This window comes from Peptacetobacter sp. AB800 (genome assembly GCF_047807365.1).
GTDB lineage: Bacteria > Bacillota > Clostridia > Peptostreptococcales > Peptostreptococcaceae > Peptacetobacter.
The window spans coordinates 69954-86971 of record NZ_JBLOUI010000003.1 but is presented as its reverse complement, the minus strand read 5'-3'; the positions used below and the strand labels follow the sequence as shown (position 1 = coordinate 86971).

Annotated in this window: 24 protein-coding genes; 7 read left to right on the top strand and 17 right to left on the bottom strand. The window is 23.0% G+C overall.

Going from position 1 to position 17018, the window contains the following annotated elements:
• Positions 1–273: 273 nt before the first annotated feature.
• The 3 genes from ACK2WN_RS02475 to ACK2WN_RS02465 are packed head-to-tail and all read right to left on the bottom strand — an operon-like array spanning position 274 to position 2733.
• Positions 274–1701 (bottom strand): hypothetical protein, encoded by a 1428-nt coding sequence (locus ACK2WN_RS02475; protein WP_416154749.1) that lies wholly within the window; start codon positions 1699–1701, stop codon positions 274–276.
• Positions 1694–2182 (bottom strand): hypothetical protein, encoded by a 489-nt coding sequence (locus ACK2WN_RS02470; RefSeq protein ID WP_416154748.1) that lies wholly within the window; start codon positions 2180–2182, stop codon positions 1694–1696. The genes ACK2WN_RS02475 and ACK2WN_RS02470 overlap by 8 nt, the downstream gene beginning before the upstream one ends.
• A 14-nt stretch (positions 2183–2196) precedes the next feature.
• Positions 2197–2733: a helix-turn-helix domain-containing protein gene (locus ACK2WN_RS02465; protein WP_416154747.1), complete on the bottom strand. Its 537-nt coding sequence runs from the start codon at positions 2731–2733 to the stop codon at positions 2197–2199.
• 292 nt (positions 2734–3025) lie between these two features.
• Here ACK2WN_RS02465 and ACK2WN_RS02460 point away from each other — a divergent pair, with 292 nt between their 5' ends.
• Both ACK2WN_RS02460 and ACK2WN_RS02455 read left to right on the top strand, forming a co-directional pair.
• Positions 3026–4003 carry a hypothetical protein gene (locus tag ACK2WN_RS02460; RefSeq protein WP_416154746.1) on the top strand — a complete coding sequence of 326 codons (978 nt, stop codon included), beginning with the start codon at positions 3026–3028 and terminating at the stop codon, positions 4001–4003.
• A 39-nt stretch (positions 4004–4042) separates the two neighbouring features.
• Positions 4043–4327: a hypothetical protein gene (locus ACK2WN_RS02455; protein WP_416154745.1), complete on the top strand. Its 285-nt coding sequence runs from the start codon at positions 4043–4045 to the stop codon at positions 4325–4327.
• A 35-nt stretch (positions 4328–4362) separates the two neighbouring features.
• On the opposite strand, the gene ACK2WN_RS02450 is transcribed toward ACK2WN_RS02455, so the two are convergent.
• From ACK2WN_RS02450 to ACK2WN_RS02385, 14 genes are all read right to left on the bottom strand, one after another.
• On the bottom strand, positions 4363–5238 hold the full coding sequence (locus ACK2WN_RS02450) for a hypothetical protein (RefSeq protein WP_416154744.1): 876 nt from the start codon (positions 5236–5238) through the stop codon (positions 4363–4365).
• A 109-nt stretch (positions 5239–5347) separates the two neighbouring features.
• Positions 5348–6091, bottom strand: coding sequence for a hypothetical protein (locus tag ACK2WN_RS02445; protein WP_416154743.1), 744 nt, complete (start codon positions 6089–6091; stop codon positions 5348–5350).
• Positions 6092–6165: 74 nt separating this feature from the next.
• Positions 6166–6579 (bottom strand): hypothetical protein, encoded by a 414-nt coding sequence (locus tag ACK2WN_RS02440; RefSeq protein ID WP_416154742.1) that lies wholly within the window; start codon positions 6577–6579, stop codon positions 6166–6168.
• 13 nt (positions 6580–6592) lie between these two features.
• Positions 6593–7186, bottom strand: a complete 594-nt coding sequence (locus ACK2WN_RS02435; RefSeq protein ID WP_416154741.1) for a hypothetical protein — start codon at positions 7184–7186, stop codon at positions 6593–6595.
• 177 nt (positions 7187–7363) lie between these two features.
• Entirely contained in the window at positions 7364–7618 is a 255-nt protein-coding gene (locus tag ACK2WN_RS02430) for a hypothetical protein (RefSeq protein WP_416154740.1), read from the bottom strand.
• Positions 7619–7629: 11 nt separating this feature from the next.
• A complete protein-coding gene (locus ACK2WN_RS02425) occupies positions 7630–7905 on the bottom strand; it encodes a hypothetical protein (RefSeq protein ID WP_416154739.1) in 276 nt (91 codons plus the stop codon).
• A gap of 16 nt (positions 7906–7921) precedes the next feature.
• Positions 7922–8419 carry a hypothetical protein gene (locus ACK2WN_RS02420; RefSeq protein WP_416154738.1) on the bottom strand — a complete coding sequence of 166 codons (498 nt, stop codon included), beginning with the start codon at positions 8417–8419 and terminating at the stop codon, positions 7922–7924.
• Positions 8420–8507: 88 nt separating this feature from the next.
• Positions 8508–9338, bottom strand: coding sequence for a hypothetical protein (locus ACK2WN_RS02415; protein ID WP_416154737.1), 831 nt, complete (start codon positions 9336–9338; stop codon positions 8508–8510).
• A gap of 88 nt (positions 9339–9426) precedes the next feature.
• Positions 9427–9618, bottom strand: coding sequence for a hypothetical protein (locus ACK2WN_RS02410; protein WP_416154736.1), 192 nt, complete (start codon positions 9616–9618; stop codon positions 9427–9429).
• A 14-nt stretch (positions 9619–9632) separates the two neighbouring features.
• Positions 9633–9866 (bottom strand): hypothetical protein, encoded by a 234-nt coding sequence (locus ACK2WN_RS02405; protein ID WP_416154735.1) that lies wholly within the window; start codon positions 9864–9866, stop codon positions 9633–9635.
• 21 nt (positions 9867–9887) lie between these two features.
• Positions 9888–10163 (bottom strand): hypothetical protein, encoded by a 276-nt coding sequence (locus tag ACK2WN_RS02400; protein ID WP_416154734.1) that lies wholly within the window; start codon positions 10161–10163, stop codon positions 9888–9890.
• Positions 10164–10201: 38 nt separating this feature from the next.
• The gene (locus tag ACK2WN_RS02395; RefSeq protein ID WP_416154733.1) at positions 10202–10327 is read right to left on the bottom strand and encodes a hypothetical protein; all 126 of its coding nucleotides are present in this window, start codon (positions 10325–10327) and stop codon (positions 10202–10204) included.
• 14 nt (positions 10328–10341) lie between these two features.
• The gene (locus ACK2WN_RS02390) at positions 10342–10665 is read right to left on the bottom strand and encodes a hypothetical protein (protein WP_416154732.1); all 324 of its coding nucleotides are present in this window, start codon (positions 10663–10665) and stop codon (positions 10342–10344) included.
• 113 nt (positions 10666–10778) lie between these two features.
• Entirely contained in the window at positions 10779–11420 is a 642-nt protein-coding gene (locus tag ACK2WN_RS02385) for a SprT-like domain-containing protein (protein ID WP_416154731.1), read from the bottom strand.
• Between the two features lie 527 nt (positions 11421–11947).
• Here ACK2WN_RS02385 and ACK2WN_RS02380 point away from each other — a divergent pair.
• The 5 genes from ACK2WN_RS02380 to ACK2WN_RS02360 all read left to right on the top strand — a co-directional run bounded on the left by ACK2WN_RS02380 (position 11948) and on the right by ACK2WN_RS02360 (position 16809).
• Positions 11948–12148, top strand: a complete 201-nt coding sequence (locus ACK2WN_RS02380; RefSeq protein WP_416154730.1) for a hypothetical protein — start codon at positions 11948–11950, stop codon at positions 12146–12148.
• Positions 12149–13207: 1059 nt separating this feature from the next.
• Complete coding sequence (locus ACK2WN_RS02375) at positions 13208–14167, top strand: hypothetical protein (RefSeq protein ID WP_416154729.1); 960 nt, start codon at positions 13208–13210, stop codon at positions 14165–14167.
• Positions 14167–14418 (top strand): hypothetical protein, encoded by a 252-nt coding sequence (locus ACK2WN_RS02370; protein WP_416154728.1) that lies wholly within the window; start codon positions 14167–14169, stop codon positions 14416–14418. Before ACK2WN_RS02375 ends, ACK2WN_RS02370 begins: the two co-directional genes overlap by 1 nt.
• A 120-nt stretch (positions 14419–14538) precedes the next feature.
• Positions 14539–15126 carry a hypothetical protein gene (locus ACK2WN_RS02365; RefSeq protein ID WP_416154727.1) on the top strand — a complete coding sequence of 196 codons (588 nt, stop codon included), beginning with the start codon at positions 14539–14541 and terminating at the stop codon, positions 15124–15126.
• A gap of 360 nt (positions 15127–15486) precedes the next feature.
• Positions 15487–16809: a hypothetical protein gene (locus tag ACK2WN_RS02360; RefSeq protein WP_416154726.1), complete on the top strand. Its 1323-nt coding sequence runs from the start codon at positions 15487–15489 to the stop codon at positions 16807–16809.
• Positions 16810–17018 lie beyond the last annotated feature (209 nt).

The window sequence follows — 17018 nt, the reverse complement described above, 5'->3', positions numbered from 1 at the left end:
ACATTTTTTGTAAGTGTTGGAAATACTAGCTTTCAAAGATTTTTAAAGTTATATAATTAATATTATATATATAAAAATTTTGTAAAAAATATTTTTAAAAGTTTTTAAATTTACGCAAAAAAATTAGAACATTGAAATTTCAATGTTCTAATAAATTTAATGTTGTTTTAAATACAAAACCTCACGCTACAAGATTACATTTTTAAAAAATAAAATTGTTTTAAATACAAAACCTCACGCTACAGGATTACATTTTTGATTTTTTAACAAGTTTTAGTCTTTTTCAGGTAATGAAATTATAGTCTTATCTAATAAAAGTTGTTTACGTTCATCTGATTCATAAAAATCTATAAAGAACGTATAGTACTTCACATTATACGATTTAACAATAAATTGATTTTTTATTATTTCATCTAAAACTTTAGAAATTATAGCTACAGCTTCTTTTGGTTTATTTAAGTTAAGTTTTAAAAACTTCTTAAATTCCTTTAATGAAATACTTTGTGCTTCATTTTTCAGGTCTATACCCTGACTTATTAAATATAATCTGCGTCCTTCTAAAAAATATGCTACTGATTTACTGTCCTCTGATTTTATTTTTTTTAATTCTGTTTTATACATTATTTCCATAGAAAATGGATTTAATCTAAATAAATTTGACTTAGCAGTATTAATAATTCTCTCTCCTGTTTCTTCGTTTATTGTAATATTTACACCCGAAAATAAGTTGAATACTGTTTTGCTTTTAATGTTTCCATCAGGGGATATTTTTTCTGCGTAAAAGTTATATCTTGGTAACTTCATAAATTTGTTTTCAATACGTTCTTGATTACTTTTACATTTAGATAAACCTAAGAATTTTAAAACATCATTAGTATTGAAGGTATTAAAATCGTGATATGAATAAGTATAAGCATATCTAATAATATCTAAATCTTGTTGGTCTAATTCATAACCGCCTTTAAGTTCTAATTTGAATTGTTCCTCTTCATTTTCTTTTGGTTTTTCTATCTCATAAAAATAGTCTATTTGCTCTCCTTCATCACCTTCTATTATAGTTAATAATTCTGATTTATACTTTATTTCATCAAATTCCTTTTTTCTACCATTTTTTACGGGAACAAATAAAGATGGTGCAACTGGTGCAGGTGTTTTTATTGTTATATTTTCTATGTTAAAAGCATACTCGTTCATTAATTCTTCTGTAATACAAAGTATTATATCGTTTTTAAAAGCATTTTCTATTTTCTTATCTGATATAAGATATAAATAAGGATAATCTGTAACATTATATTTTATATCGCTTTTCCAAGCATTTAAAAATTTAACCCTATGCTCTTTTAAAGCATTTACATTAGCAAATTCTTTACTTACTATGCCAGTTTTGACATAATTTATTTTAGCAAATTCAATTTCTTTGTTTAAATGCTTTTCTAATGCATTTGTATGCCATCTTTGTTTTAATCTTAAAGTAGAAGTACCAATTTTTTTTCTGAGAGATTTAATTCCGTATTCATTACAAAATATATCTAAATTTTCATCTATTGTATTCAAAACTAATTCTTTAAATTCTTTTGTTATATCATTAGATTCTTGTTTATTCTTTATTTTTTTTACTTCTAAATAATTTTTTGCTATTTTTTTAAATTTTTCAGTTTCATAAATAGCTGTTAATATTATTTCTTCTAAATTTTTATTCATTTTCCTTCTCCAATCTAATACTTGGCATAAAAATTATGTTTGGCTCAAAAACAATTTTTCCGTACTTAGTATTAATGATTTTATCACCGTATTTATTTTTATACGTTAATAAAGCATCTTGTAAAAATTTATCCGTAACATTTAACATATCGGCTAATTCATATATATTTGTAATTCCCTTATTTAAGTAAAAAGCCAAATCATTTAAGCTCACTAATTTTTCATAAGCATATAATCTAGCTTTATATTCTTGTTTTAAATTTTCTATCGTGTCTAACTTTTGGATATTTCCATAAGTTTTTTTATGATGTCCTTCTTCCTCGGCTAATATACAAATTTTTTCTTTTGTTGTTTCTAATTTTTTATTTATAGCTATTACGCCATCTTGATATAATCCATTAGCAGAGGATTTGAAATTTGTTTCTCTAATTATAATATCTTTTTTTTCTAAATCTGATATCATTTTTTCATAAGAGTTCAAAATATCACCTCTTTCTATTTATTGTTTTCTTCCTTCCATTTTTTCATCATTTCAAAATCTTCGTTCATTAATTCTTGTTCTTTATCATCATATTGCTTATCATTATTTGCCCGTCGAGTTAATAGAGAATTAGGGTTTGTAGAAATGCTACAAACTGTATTAGAAACTGCTGTAGTAATTTGTATACTCATAGTATATTCATTTATTTTTGTCATATCCTTTACATATTCTTTTACTTTGTTTTTACCTTTAATGTTCAATTCTCTAAACATAGAAATTAAAATCTTTTCATTTTCGTTTAATTCATTTGTTTCTAAATTCATATCCCAACCCATCATTTGAACAGGATTTATTTTTAAAACTTTAGCCAATGTTTCAATTTTATCTGCAGGAATATTCTTTATCATACCATTTTCATATCTTAATAAAGTAGACCTACTTAAACCTGTTTTTTCTGCAATATAGCTATAAGATAATCCTAACTCTTCTCTTCTTCTTTTTATTCTGTTCGATAATTCTTTTGAAAAATTTTTAGAATTTATATTATTCATAAGACACCACCCTTCTTTATTTGTTTATACTTATATTATATCAAATATGCAACAATTTTATAAGATTTTGTTGCATATTTGGTTGATTTTAAGAAAAAAATATGTTAATATATAGTTGCTGTTCAAATATGCAACAAAATATCAAATATGCAACAACTATCTATAATCATAGATAGTTCAAATATGAGATATATATGAAAAAATACTATCTTTTATTGTAAATTGTGTATCAAGGTGTTATAATAATTATAATGAATTGACTACTAATATTAATGAAAGGTGGTATTTTATAATGAAAAATAAAATATTTTGGTTAAATGAAGAAGAATTTATTAAAAGATTAGATACTTTTCCTTATGCAGAAGCAACTAAAGTGAATATTAAAAATGCATATTTAAATTTTATTGATTTTATGATAAGAAAAAAATATGTAACTGATTTTAATACTCCATCAATAGACGGAGAAAAATTAGATGAAATTGTAGAAAATTTTATAAATGAAAAAGATACATTTGGTTTAAAAAGTGTATATAGAAATTCTTTAAGACCTATCTTCATTTTACATAATTTAGAGTTTAATATAGAAAAATATCCTATTATCAATTACGCTGAATTTGAAGATTATAGCGAAAGATTCTTAACAAAAGAAGAATTGATAAATGAAATTCAATTTGTTTATAATGAATCTGATAAATTACTTTTATATATGGCATATTTAAACATTTGTGGGGATGACTTAACTAATATAAGTTATGCTAAGATTGAAGATATAGACTTTAATACAAAAGAATGGAAATTATATGATGGTCAAGTTGTAGATTTCAAAAATGATTTATTGTTAGAGCAATTATTAAAAAATACTATCAATCAAACAGAATATATACCTTATATAAAAATTAATGCTTTATATGAATATGTTCCAACTTCATATAAATATAATGAAAATTGTATCTACTTATTTAAAACAAGAAAACATCCACGTTCAAATGATGGCTTAACACCACTTCTTAAAGAGGGTATTAAAAAAACATATACAAGGCTAACTTTAGAATTTGGAAAAATGTTTAGAAGAAATAATTTAAAAATAAGTGGAATGCTAAATGTTATGTATGAAATAAATCCTTCACCTAAATGGACGATTAAAGAAATTACAAAACTTAAAAAAGAGTTAGGATTTAAAGGTACAGAAACAGATATAAAAATTTTCTATTTACAAAAATATTTTCCAGAATACTTATTAGAAATTAATAAATCAAAACAAAAAAAATAATGTTTAAAAGTATCATCTTCTTCTAAAAATGGAGGATTTATGTTATTAAGAAATGAAATAGTATTTAAAAATTTAAGAAGTTTTGAAGAAGTAAAAGAATATATAGATGAATATGATTATGAATTAATGTATTCTTTATATGAAAAATTGGTAAAAAAAGAATTCTATGTATTTAAAATTGATGGTGAAAAAATGTATGCACCAGCAGAAATAGTATCATCTTTGATAGAAGAATATAATTATATTTTACCTGAATGTGAAGATATAGAAGAATTTTTAGAAGAAGTAGATTGCATAATGTTTGAAGATTATTTATTAAAATAATAAATTAAAGGTTATACTTAATAGTATAACCTTTTTTAATTAACTTTAGTAATTCTATACACATTATTATCATTATTTTTACTTATATTATGTGCATGAACAAATTGTGCTTCAATCCACACCTTTTTACCTGATTTATATGTTCTCCAATGACCTCTTCTATACCAACTATCTAAATGATATTCTCTTTTGCCTTCCTTTTCATCATTAACATTCTTATTAATAACTTTATTCGTATTTAAAAAATTATTATCTATTTTATAATTATAAATATATTTTTTCTTATTTTTATTACTTTTGTTCTTAGTGTTCTTTTTATTTCTGCTATCATTTTTAGATTTAGTATTTTTAAAAACTTTTTGTCTAGTAGGTTCTATCTTGTTCTTAGTTGTTGTCATAAAAGCAAATAATCCAAAGACAAAAGCGACTGTGTTGCCACCTAAAACTTGCATTTGTTTTTCTGTAGCATCATTGTGTGGTGTACTCATTTCTGCCAACATTTGAAAATCATCATCTTCTGTATTAAATTTCATTTTATCAAAAGAAACTTTTGCTTTAAATAAATAATCATAATCTAAAAATATAACATTATCTTTAATCTCTACATCTATCATTCTACTATCTAAATCTGTATTTGATTTTTTTACATCTGTTTTTAGTTGTTTAATTATTTCATTTTTTAGAGCAATTTTTTTAAAAGCATCTATAGAATTATCATCTTTTAAAAGTCTATTCAATCTCATATCTGCTAAATGATTTAGCATATCTTTTTTACATTTTTCATCTTCATATACTTTTATAGTAAATTTAGAAAAAGGAATGTGATATAAATCTACATCACATTTTCTACCTAATGCCATTAAGCTATCTTCAATTTGAGGATTAGCTACTTCTAAAACAATATCATTCATACAATCACCTCTTTTAAATTATAACATATTACAAAATAAAGTACAAAAAATAAAAAAATAGATAGCCTAGAATCAATTCTAAGCTATCTACAAAATATTTAATGAAGTTTTATACCTTTAAAAGTTTAGCTTTTTTGGAAATAATTTCTTTTTCTCCTTCATCTATAAATGCTAAAATATCATTTATATCAATCTCATATGTATTAACTATACCTTCACTATTCCAACGTTTAGCAAAAAATTCTGCAACCTTTTTATCTAAAGTATAGCTTAAACCATCTTCATTTCTACCAAATTTATGAACACCTCTATATGTTATTATCTTATCATTATTAGCATAATTTGAAATAGAAGATATGATATCCTCTTTAATACTCTTATCCTTATTAATACAATATTCCATACCATTAGATAATATATCGTATCCATAATCATCTTCAATTCGAGAATATGCAGTTATAATATATTCATATAATTGCTTATATGTAAAATCTTCATTAATTAATAATTTATAATACATTTTTGTTAAATCTCTTTTATCACAAAATATGGTAGCTTTAATAATATCTTCATTTTCAACACCTTCTAAATAAGTTTTCTTATTTGTTTCTGCTATCATTAATAATGTGTCAATTAAATTTTCACTTTTAATATTGTTCACATTAATACTACCATCATCATTCACATAATTAATTTTAGATGCCATAGCTAACATCATTTTGTCAGCAGTAAAACAAATAGTATTATCTTCATATTCTAAATTATCTAAAAAAGGTATTTCAGGATAATGATATTCTGTAATAATAATATCATCCTTTTCATATAATGTAGTATTTTCATATTTAAAACTCATAAATTACCTCCTAAAAAAATAAATATAAGAAAGGTAAAATACCTTTCTTATATTTATCATCAATAATTAATTTTTTATTTTTCTGTGTCCTCATCTTCAATAAGACTCATTATTTCATACCATTCAAATGTTGGATGATAATTTTTTATAATGTAGTCGGCTATTTCTTCTAAATGATTTGTAGCATTTGATAAAGCAATATCTAAATCATCATAAAATTTAATTTCTTTTGTTGTTGGATTGAATGTAAAATAATAACCAACAATATGTTCATCATTTTCAAATAACATTTTATTTTCTTGTTCTTCAAATATTGTCGCAAAATCTGAATATTGTTCTTCTAAAAATTGTATCCCACCTTCATCTATAGATTCAAATACTATCATATAATCGAAAGAACTATTTCCTATCAATTCATTTCTTAATGTGCTAAACAATAAATCTTTATCGTTTTTTAATTTTTCTATTATTTTATCTTTTATATTCATAATAACACCTACTTTATTGATTATTTAAAATATCATCTATTTCAGATAATCTTTTTAATAATCTTTCTTTTTCTTCTTTTAGTTTGTCAATATTGTTTTTGTTATCTACTCTATATATAATATCATTATCATCTTTTAAATCATATTCATTTAATAATTTAACATATAAATGCTCAGGAACATCTTCTATTTGTAGTATAGTATCATCATAGAATTTTAAATTAGGATTATTCCTAGAGCCACCACTATCAGAAAATCCACCTTTAACTAATATTACAGTTTTATCTAGTAATGGTGCAGAATCCCTATATTTTCTTATTGCTAGAGTTCTTCCGAACATTCTAACCTCATCATCCCATAATTGAGAATAATCAATTTCAGATAATTTACTTAAATTAACTCTCACAATACATTTAGGTGCAGGAGAACCATCATCTCCATAAATATCCATTAAATGACCTTTGATTATATCTTCATATTCTTTCTTAAATTCCCATCCTTTTCCATTCCAATTACCCTTTAACATTCTAGCTTTTTTAACAAAACTAGCATTATAAGGTGTTACTACCTCTATTTTACCATCATCTAAGTTATTAATTTTTACCATCTTTTTTACCTCCTTTATAAATTCTATAAAAAGTATAAAGAGCATATACTCTTTATACTTTCAAACAACTTACAAAAGAATTGCTTTGATGCGTTTTTTAATAAATCTATTTTATCTACACATTTAAATCGTTTCTAAGGTAATTCAAATGTGTTTGGTTTATATTTATACCTTCATTTATAACTCAATAAATAATTTATTTATATTTATATTTAAACTTTCTGCTGTTGTATCTATAGCACTTTTTAAATCATATAAATTAACTTCTAAATCATCTATTGATATAATTACATCATAAGAATCAGTTCCTCTATGTTTTCTTAAACGTACAGATTGAATAGATTCTTTTTCTAATGTATCTAAACAACTTCTAACTTTACAATAACCACTATCTAATAAATTAAATAATTCTTTTTTAAATTTTGTACTCATATTGATACCTCCTATAATGTTTCGTATTCTCCATCAATTTTAACTTGCATTTCTGTCACTCCATATATTCCCATATAGTAATATAATGGTTCAAAATCTTCTGCATACTCATCATTATAAAACCAATTTGCATCTATTATTCCATACATATAGACTATTTTATCATCATCTAAAAGTCTAAATTTTATAACATTTTCTGTATTTAATTTTCTTTTTGTATATATATCTTTTTTATCTTCTGTTATTACTTTACAAAACTTAGTAATTACCCAATCTCTATTTTTCATAATATTTTACCATCCTTTAGTTAAAATTTAATAAACTTCTTAATTCTTCTTTTCTTTCTTTTAAACTTTTTATCGTATCTAATACATTGATATATTCATTAATTATATCATCATTTTCAAGAACACTAATTAATTTTTGTTTTAATTTTATATCTTGTTTAATTACATCTATCTTCTCTTTTATTAAATTAGAGAAATCTAAAGCATAAAAATCTTCTAAACTTAAAACTGAATTTTCATTATCCCATTCACCAAAGATATTTTTATTATTATTTTTTATATTAAAGACTAATGACCTTGATACAAATTCTAAAGAAAATCCTTCTATATTTATTTCAGAAACTATTTTATCACACAAATCATTATTAACAGGTTCAAAAACGTGTTCTTTTTCAAGTATCATATTTATCTTTTCCCAAAAGAATACTGCTATCTTACATTTATCAATATAATTTTTATATCTTTCTAAATTGTTATCTCTTTCTTCTAATACACATTCTTTATTTTTAGTCATTTTCATTTACCATCCTTTCAAATAAATTAGTCAATAATGACTTTATAAAGAGTATAAATATTAAACTTATACTCTTAAAAAACCATTATTAATTATTTTTTATATAATCAATAAAGAAATTTAATATTTTATCATATAAATATTTTTTTGTTTTAATATCAAAGCTCCAAAATTCATTCAGTAATTGATAATTTTGAACTATGCCATAACTTATTACTTTATTAAATAGTGGTATATCGTTCATAACTTTACCATCTAGTCGCATATAATTATAATAAATACCATCTTTTTTTAGTTTAAAATCTTTTTTAGAACAAGATATGTTTTTAAAAGCTTCTCTACATAATTCAAAGCCTTGTATATATTCTTTATTCTTTTTATAAATTGAAAATATCGAATTTATAATATCTTTATTTTTTACTTTTTCGCGATATAGTTCCATTTTATAATCTTCTATTGTTTTTTTCTTGTAAAAATCTCTTAAAAAATACCCATCTATACGAACGCCTAAAACGCCCATAATAACATCATCTTCTTTTATAACGTATAATACTGGTAAATCATTCACATTAGATAACTTTAATGTATACCCTTTTTTATCACATATATTTTTAAAATATATGTGATATTTGCTATTTACATATATAACATTTTTATCACTTTTTAACATAGTGTGAGAAATTCTAGCATCAATTTCTTTTATATCTTCTAATTTTATCTTCAATTTTATGTTTAAAATATCATCACTTTCAACTTTTTTATCTAAGGTTTTATTAATGCCTTCTTTTATAAACATATACCCATCTGTTAAATATAAATCTTTTATATCATCGTTTAACATTGTTTTCTTACAACATTTTTTAGAATTAAACACACTTGTTATTGTTGGATTTAAATTTAAATTAATTTTTTCAGTCATTTTATTTACCACCTTTTTTATATTTTTACCTAATAATTAGGTTTATGAAAGGTATTAAATTAAATTAATACCCTTGAAAACTTAATTATTAAAATAATATTGCATAGCCTATTTTATAAAACATACATCCTATTGTTAAATAAAGTATATATAATATTATACCTATTGCTTCTATTAATAAAGCTAATATGAAGTAAAGAAACACTCCTGCTATAAATAACCCTCCTGCTACTATCATATAAGCAATTAAAGATTCAATTTTATCTCTTATAATATCCATTTTTATCATCCTTTTTATTGATAATTTATAGTTTCAACTAGTTTTTCACCGTATTCATTTTTATACCATATTTCAATTTTAGATATTCTTAAATTTGATAACTTAAATATATATCTTAAATCATTTTCTAAAGAACCTCCCTCTAACATATTTCTAACATCTTTTAAACTGTATGATTTATTTACAGGATAAACATAATACCATTTATCAATCATATTTTTTTTATAAAAAGCATTAATAAGCCACATATTTTTACACCATCCTTTTTATTAATTATTTTCGCTAATTATTATTTTTATTGTTTTTACGCCTCCACCAAAACCTACTTTTGTATAAAAATAAACTTCTATATCTTCAAAACAAGCTGTATATATAGAGTCAACTTCATCTTCAAGTGATTTTATATCACTTCCAATTTTAAAGCTAATATCTAATTTTTTAGATATTGCAAACATTGATTCAGTCCAATTATAAGGACTTAAATAATACTTATTTTCTAATTTTGTAACTTCCTTAACTAATTTTTTGTATACTGATTTTTTCATTTTTCTTTTCCTCCTTTATATTTATTGTTTACACTGTGCTATAATGCACAGCATAAACAAAATGTTATTATCATAGCTAAAAAGCTTTTTAAGAATAAACAGCTCAAGTATTCTTTTAACAAGTGTTTTTTTAGTGCTGTATTTTTCATTAAAAATATTTTCATTTTGAACCTCTCTATTATCTATTTATGTTGCAGAAGTCTTCAAGTAAAGCGTCAAGCTGTTTTTTAGCTTCATTGTATGTTTTAACACTTCTTAACACTTCTTCAGCTTTTTTGTCGTACTCTTCTATAGCTGTTAATTTTGTAGCTTGTTTTATACTGTCGTAACCACTTATTATAGTTAAACCATTTATACAATATACATCGAAACGCCAGCCATATGCGTTGCTATAGTAATAATCAGCTTCTGTATATCTTAATAAATTTTGTAAACTGCAGTAACTGCAACTTCTTAAATTGTTTAACTGTCTTAATTCTTTTAATTTGATTGATTTTTTCATTTTTCTGTACCTACCTTTTAAATTATTTTAGGTTAAAAACCTAATAAAACCAGCTTGTCAAGTTGGCTTTATTAGATGCTTAACACATCTAATTGTTTCACGTATAACTTTAGTTAACTATCGTTATATGGAGATAGTGTTGTATAAATTAAAAATAATGTATCAACATCTATAGCTTTAATAAATACATTTATAGTAACTTTGATAACTATATCTATTATCGTTTCAACAAATTTTCCAACTGTTATTTTTCCCTGCTGGTTATGCTGGTTATATTTTTCAATAGCTTCTTGTCTTGTTTCTCCATTTTCAGAAGCCTTAGAACCATCAGGAACGCCCAACTCCTTACATAAAGCCTTGCACATTCTTTTAAATGTTACATCATGGTTATGGTCTATTTTAGACTTTTTACCGTCAAACTGATAGCTTAAAGCGTGACACATCTCATGTATGATTGTAGATTTTACAAAATCATCTACATAATCTTCTAATAAAAAATCAGAAAACTCTATGTGATTTCTTATATACCAGCATCTAGCGTATGCACGTTTTAATCTGCTATTTTTAGCTATTGTTAAATCTTTATAATTAAAGTTGAATAGCTTTTTTGCAACTTCTAAAACCTCGTTTATGTAGTTATTTAAAACTTCAAAAGTCCAGTTTGTGAATTCAGGCTTTTTATATTCTATATTTGTATTTTTTAAAGAAACAATTTTGTTCTGCTTAACATTATTAAAATCAACTATTAAATCCATATTTTTCACCTCCTTTATTTTTTATTTTTTATTTTTTACGATATTGAAAAAAATGATTCAGCTTTTTAAAAGATATATTTTCCATTTTATCCATTATTTAAAGTCGCGTTCTCTCATCCTTATAGGTTAGATAGAATATCTTTAATTTCTACCTGCCAACGCCCTGCCCTGCAGGACTTTTCCGACTATTATTAAATTTTCAAAGTGCTTTTATTATCAAGTAAAATTCAATTTCACTTGTCAACTTAATCTTAATACCTAATTTTAAATTTGTCAATAGCTTTTTAGAAATTTTTAAAAATAAATTTAATTTTAAATTAGAATAGTGTTTTTATCAAAATGAAATTGATAAAAGAAACACTTTAAAAGATGTGAGTTAAATTTATTTTTTTTATTTTCCTTGTTGCTATGACTTAATTATAAATGTCGTTGACGATAGTGTCAATACTTTTTTTAAAAATTTTTTTGTGATATTATTAAAACAAAATAAAAAGATTGAAATTTCAACGTTTAGGAGGATTAAAAAAATGAAAAAAGATTATAATAAAAAGAAGAATGTAGGTGTGCGATTGACTCCAGAAGTCTATTATAAAATTAAATATATTTCTAATAAATCAAAAAAACCTATAAATGGAATTATTGAAAGATATTTAATTAAATATATAGAGTGTTGGGAGAAAAAGAACGGAGCTATTAGTAATGTAGACATAGAAGAACTAAAAGAGTAGTCAACTACTCTTTTTTTTATGCTGCAAAAAAGGAGATCTCCTTTTTCAGATTATTAATTTTTAAAAAGCCGTATAATGTAAGAAAAATTTAAAAAAGAATATCAAAATAAACTTGTACATATTCATATAACTAATGTTTGGATATATCTTTTATATATGTTTGAAGCATTAAGCTGAGCTATTAATAGACCTAGTTGTTTAAATGTTTATTATTTTTGTTTTTTATTTTTTTATTTTTTTAAGTAATTAAATAACACACATTATATTAAATATTAATATTAATCTATATAAAAAACTTAAAAAAATAACATTAGATATTGTTTTAGCATATTTTTTTGAAAAAGAAAATCTATTAAAAAGTATCTAAAAAAGTATCTAAACAAATTTAAAAATGTTGAAATTTCAATGGTTGTAGCTGTTTTACATATAATAATATATTATATGTTTTTATAAAAATTAGTAATGCGGGGATATTTTCATAAAAAGGTGTCAATTATTTTGTTGTGAACGTAATTAGTCGCTAAATTTCCACATCTCGAATTTTTTAGCCTATATTTTCCAATAATTTTGATGATTTTTTAAAACTACATAATATCTAGGCTACAGACTGAATGTAGACTGAATTACAGACTGAATTACACTAGAAAATATGTGGTTTAGTATGAGTAAGAAAATGAAAATTTTATGATTTTTCATCAAAAATCAAGATTAAATACTAGAAAATATAGGTTTTTTCAGTCTGCAAATTAGTAAAAAATTAAGTAAAAATGTATGAAAGTTGCATAAAAACTTGCAATTTTACACAATTTTTTAAGAAAAATGAATGTAAATTATAGAAAATATAAAACAAGGTGTAAACAAGGTGTAAACACGTTGTTTGTAGAGTAAATGATTAAAAATCAGTCTGTAAAGTATAAAACAAGGTGTAAACACGTTGAAAACAAGGTGTAAAATTACAAAAAACACTACAAAAACAAGGTGTAAAAACATTGTAAACACATTGTTAAAATATGAAAAATATGTTATAATAGAAATATAAATGAAGGAGGTAATGAAAAAATGAATGAAAATGATGTAAAAGAAGTAAAAGCACCTATACAGATTATTGGATTAGATATAGGTAGAGGATATGTAAAAGCATATTCTGAGTTTAATAATAATAAAAAAGAATGTATTTTTAAATCAATCACTTCTGATGGAAGAGATGGTTTAGATTATTCAAATTATGAAGAACCTATATATGTTGAATATGATGGTAAAAAAATATTTGGTGGTAAATTTGCTGAAATAGAAGGTTATGTACCAATAAGTAATAGTAAAGATTCTAAATTATCTTCTGTAGTTGAAGAATTAATGGCTATAACATTTTCTAAAATAGCAGTAGCTAAAGAAGTAAAAATAATGATGGGTGTACCATATAAGATATTCAATGCTGAAACTTTAAATGCTATAGTAGAAAAATATAAAGGTAAAATATTTAAAGTGGAAGATAAAATAAATGGTGGATTAAAAGAAGTTACAATAGCAAATATATCTATATTCAGAGAAGCAGATTCTGCTCTATTCCACGCTTTAAATGGGTTACCTAATATGAATAAACCAGTAGGATTAGTTTCAGTTGGTTTTAGAAGTACAGAATTAGCTTATTATGATAAAGGTTTTAGATTTAATGATAAATATTCTACAACATTAGAAATAGGTAATAGAAATGTATTACAATATGTTTCTCAGATATTATTAAAAGAAAGTAATATAAATAAATCAGTTGCTGAAATAGATTCATCAGATAGTTATGACTACCTTAAACAAAGAGGTTATGAAGCTATATCAGAACAAATAGGACAAGAAATAGAAGCGTCTTGGAAGAATTTGAATGAAATGGACGTATATATAGCAGGTGGTACAGCTTTAAATATGACTTTTGATGATAATTTTAAAATATTAGAAGATTCACAAATGGCTACAGCTAAAGGTCTATATGAAGTAGCAGAATTTAGAAGTCAAAAAGGTAAATTCTAATGGCAAAAAAGCAATTAAGTATATATCTATCACAAGATATAATAAATATCATAGATAATTATAAAGATGAGTATAAACTTAAAAATAGAACTGTAGCTATTGAGAGAATTATATTAGAATGGGAAATGTTAAAAACAATGCCTATAACTATAGGAAATTCTAATATAGAAATAAAAGATTATAAGAAAACAGAAAAAGATGTTCAGAAAGAAATGATAGATGCCGAACTAGATGATATATATAATTTTTAATTTTTATAAGGGTTATTATAATTAATAATAGCCCTTATTTTAATGTATAAAATTAACTATTACTTGATACTCTATTTTAAATATGGTATAATATAAGTATAGAAAGAGAGGTGATAAATATTGTGTAAGTATGCAATTTCAACAGAAGAAGAATACTTAATGAACAAAGATATTGATTATAGGATATATTTAACATTTTTAAAAGATAGTACCTATAACAAAAACTTAGATTTTAGATACGTTTATAATAGTAATTATTATTTAAACAAAAATTATTTTTTAGGAAAATTGAATATTAGTAAAGGCAATTTAAATAAGTTGATTAAAAACTTTTTAAAATTTAATTTAATTGAAAAAGATACTGTGCTTAATGAAAATTTTGAATTAAAGCAAATATATAGGTTCAATGAATTAAATAATAATTTTGTTTTATTATCTGATAAAGAAGTAGAAAAACTTTTAACTTTAACAAGTAATGAAATAAAAACTTATTTAATTTTAAGATATTTATTAGCTGATATTAAAGAAAAGAATATTGAATTAGGTTATATAGCTAAGAATATTGGATTATCAGAATTAAATACAACTAGAACTATTAAAAAGTACATCGACAATTTAAAAGAGAATAATTTAATTGAGTATAATTATTATTTTGAGTTTATAGAAAATAAGAATATTAAAAGATATAAATTTAGAATTAAAGAATAATAAATTGTAAGATTAGATTTTAGTTTATTGTTGAAGAATGACCTTTTTACGATTCGACTTTAGTCGATGAGGAAAAAGCTATAATAAAGACTATAATAGAACTATAATAAGACTATAATATGCTAGTACTTTTTGAGCAAGTAATTGCTTTTTTTGAGTACTGAATTGCTTAAAATGAGTTTTAGAATTGCTTTTTTTGAGCCTATAATATTTACCTAGAAAAAATAAGAATATATTTTACTTCTACTTTTAAGAATATAATAAATCTCTAATAAATATTATAAAAATTATTAACTTTATCTCAGATAATACCTTTCCTATAAATAAATTACTTAGATAAAGGAGAAAAATTTAAAAATAATGTTTAATAATAATAATTTTTACGGAGAAATAGATAATAAAAAAATAGAAGATTATACTAGAAATATTAATTATAACTTAGAAAATGTAGAAGAAAGAATAGATTTTGTAAAAGATAAATTAGGAATAAAAAATATAAATAATATAGAAGTTCCTGATAAAATATGGGAAACAATATTTGAACAAAAAGGTGAAATTAAATTAAATACTAATGGTAAATTCTATATAGATGATGATTATGAAATAGCTTTAAATTATAATGAATTTATCAAATGGTGTGATGAAAACGATTATATTCCTGAAGAATTTCTTTACGAAAATGATTATTTACACAAAAGTTCTTGGAGAGAAGTAGGGGATACTTCTAATATTAAACTTCATTTAAACACTTCTGATACTTTATATAGCGAAAGTAATGTTGCTAAAGCTTTAGAAATATTAGGTAGTTATATATTAGCTAAAGATAATGTAGAAAATGAAGAAGAAAAAATGAAAATATATAACTCAAGAGAATTATTTTTAAGAGCTATAAAAGAAGAATGTACTGTAAATGGGTTATCTTCTAATAGTACTAGTCCTGAATTCGCTGTATTTAAAATGGAAAAGAATTATAAAAAAGAAATCAAAGATGTTGTAACAGCAGATGATGTAAAAAAATATCCTGTAGTCAAAGATTATACCGACGCTTATAATAATATTCTTAAAGAATATAAAGAACTTGGTAAAAAACAGTTCTTAACGCCAGAAGAAAATAAAAGGAAGTATATGTTAAAGAAGAATTTAAAAAGCCTTAAAAACGATTCTATCGATTCAAAGATAGCTTTTGCTAGACCTATAAAATGGAAACAACCTTTAAAAGATAATGGGTGTCCTAATTGGGATTATCTTGATTTGATGGATAGGGAACACGTTAAAAGCTTATTACAAGTTTCTTGCAGTGAAGATTTACAAAATGATTTATCTTGCATAAAAACAGATTTAGAAAATCTTATAAAGAGAACTAAATTCACAGATAGACAGAAGGAAGTATTAGACCTTTGGATGAGAGATTTACCAATATCTAAAGATAAATATAGAGGTGGTAAAGGTATAGCTGAAATACTAGATATGAAACCACAAAGTGTAAATGATATACTTAATCAATCTATTGATTGCATTATAAATACTTATATTGAAGAATTAGAAGATTGGTATTATCTAAATATAAATAAAGGTGAATATAAAAAATGTTCTAAATGTGGTGAAATAAAATTAGTTCAAAGATTTCATAAAAAAGGAAAGGGTAAATATCATTCTCAATGTAAAGAATGTAAAGCTGTGTAAATTAAATAAACATCTATAATTTAAGTATTGTAAAATAAATTTAGTTTACATTAATTTACATCAAGGACTAAAACTACCTTAAAAAATTCCTTCTCAAATCTTATTATATATGAAGAGGTAATTAAATAATAAGTTGATACCTAATTCAAAATAAATGATATATTATTAAATAAGAGGAAGTAATGGATATGCTCTTCTCATTCGGTATT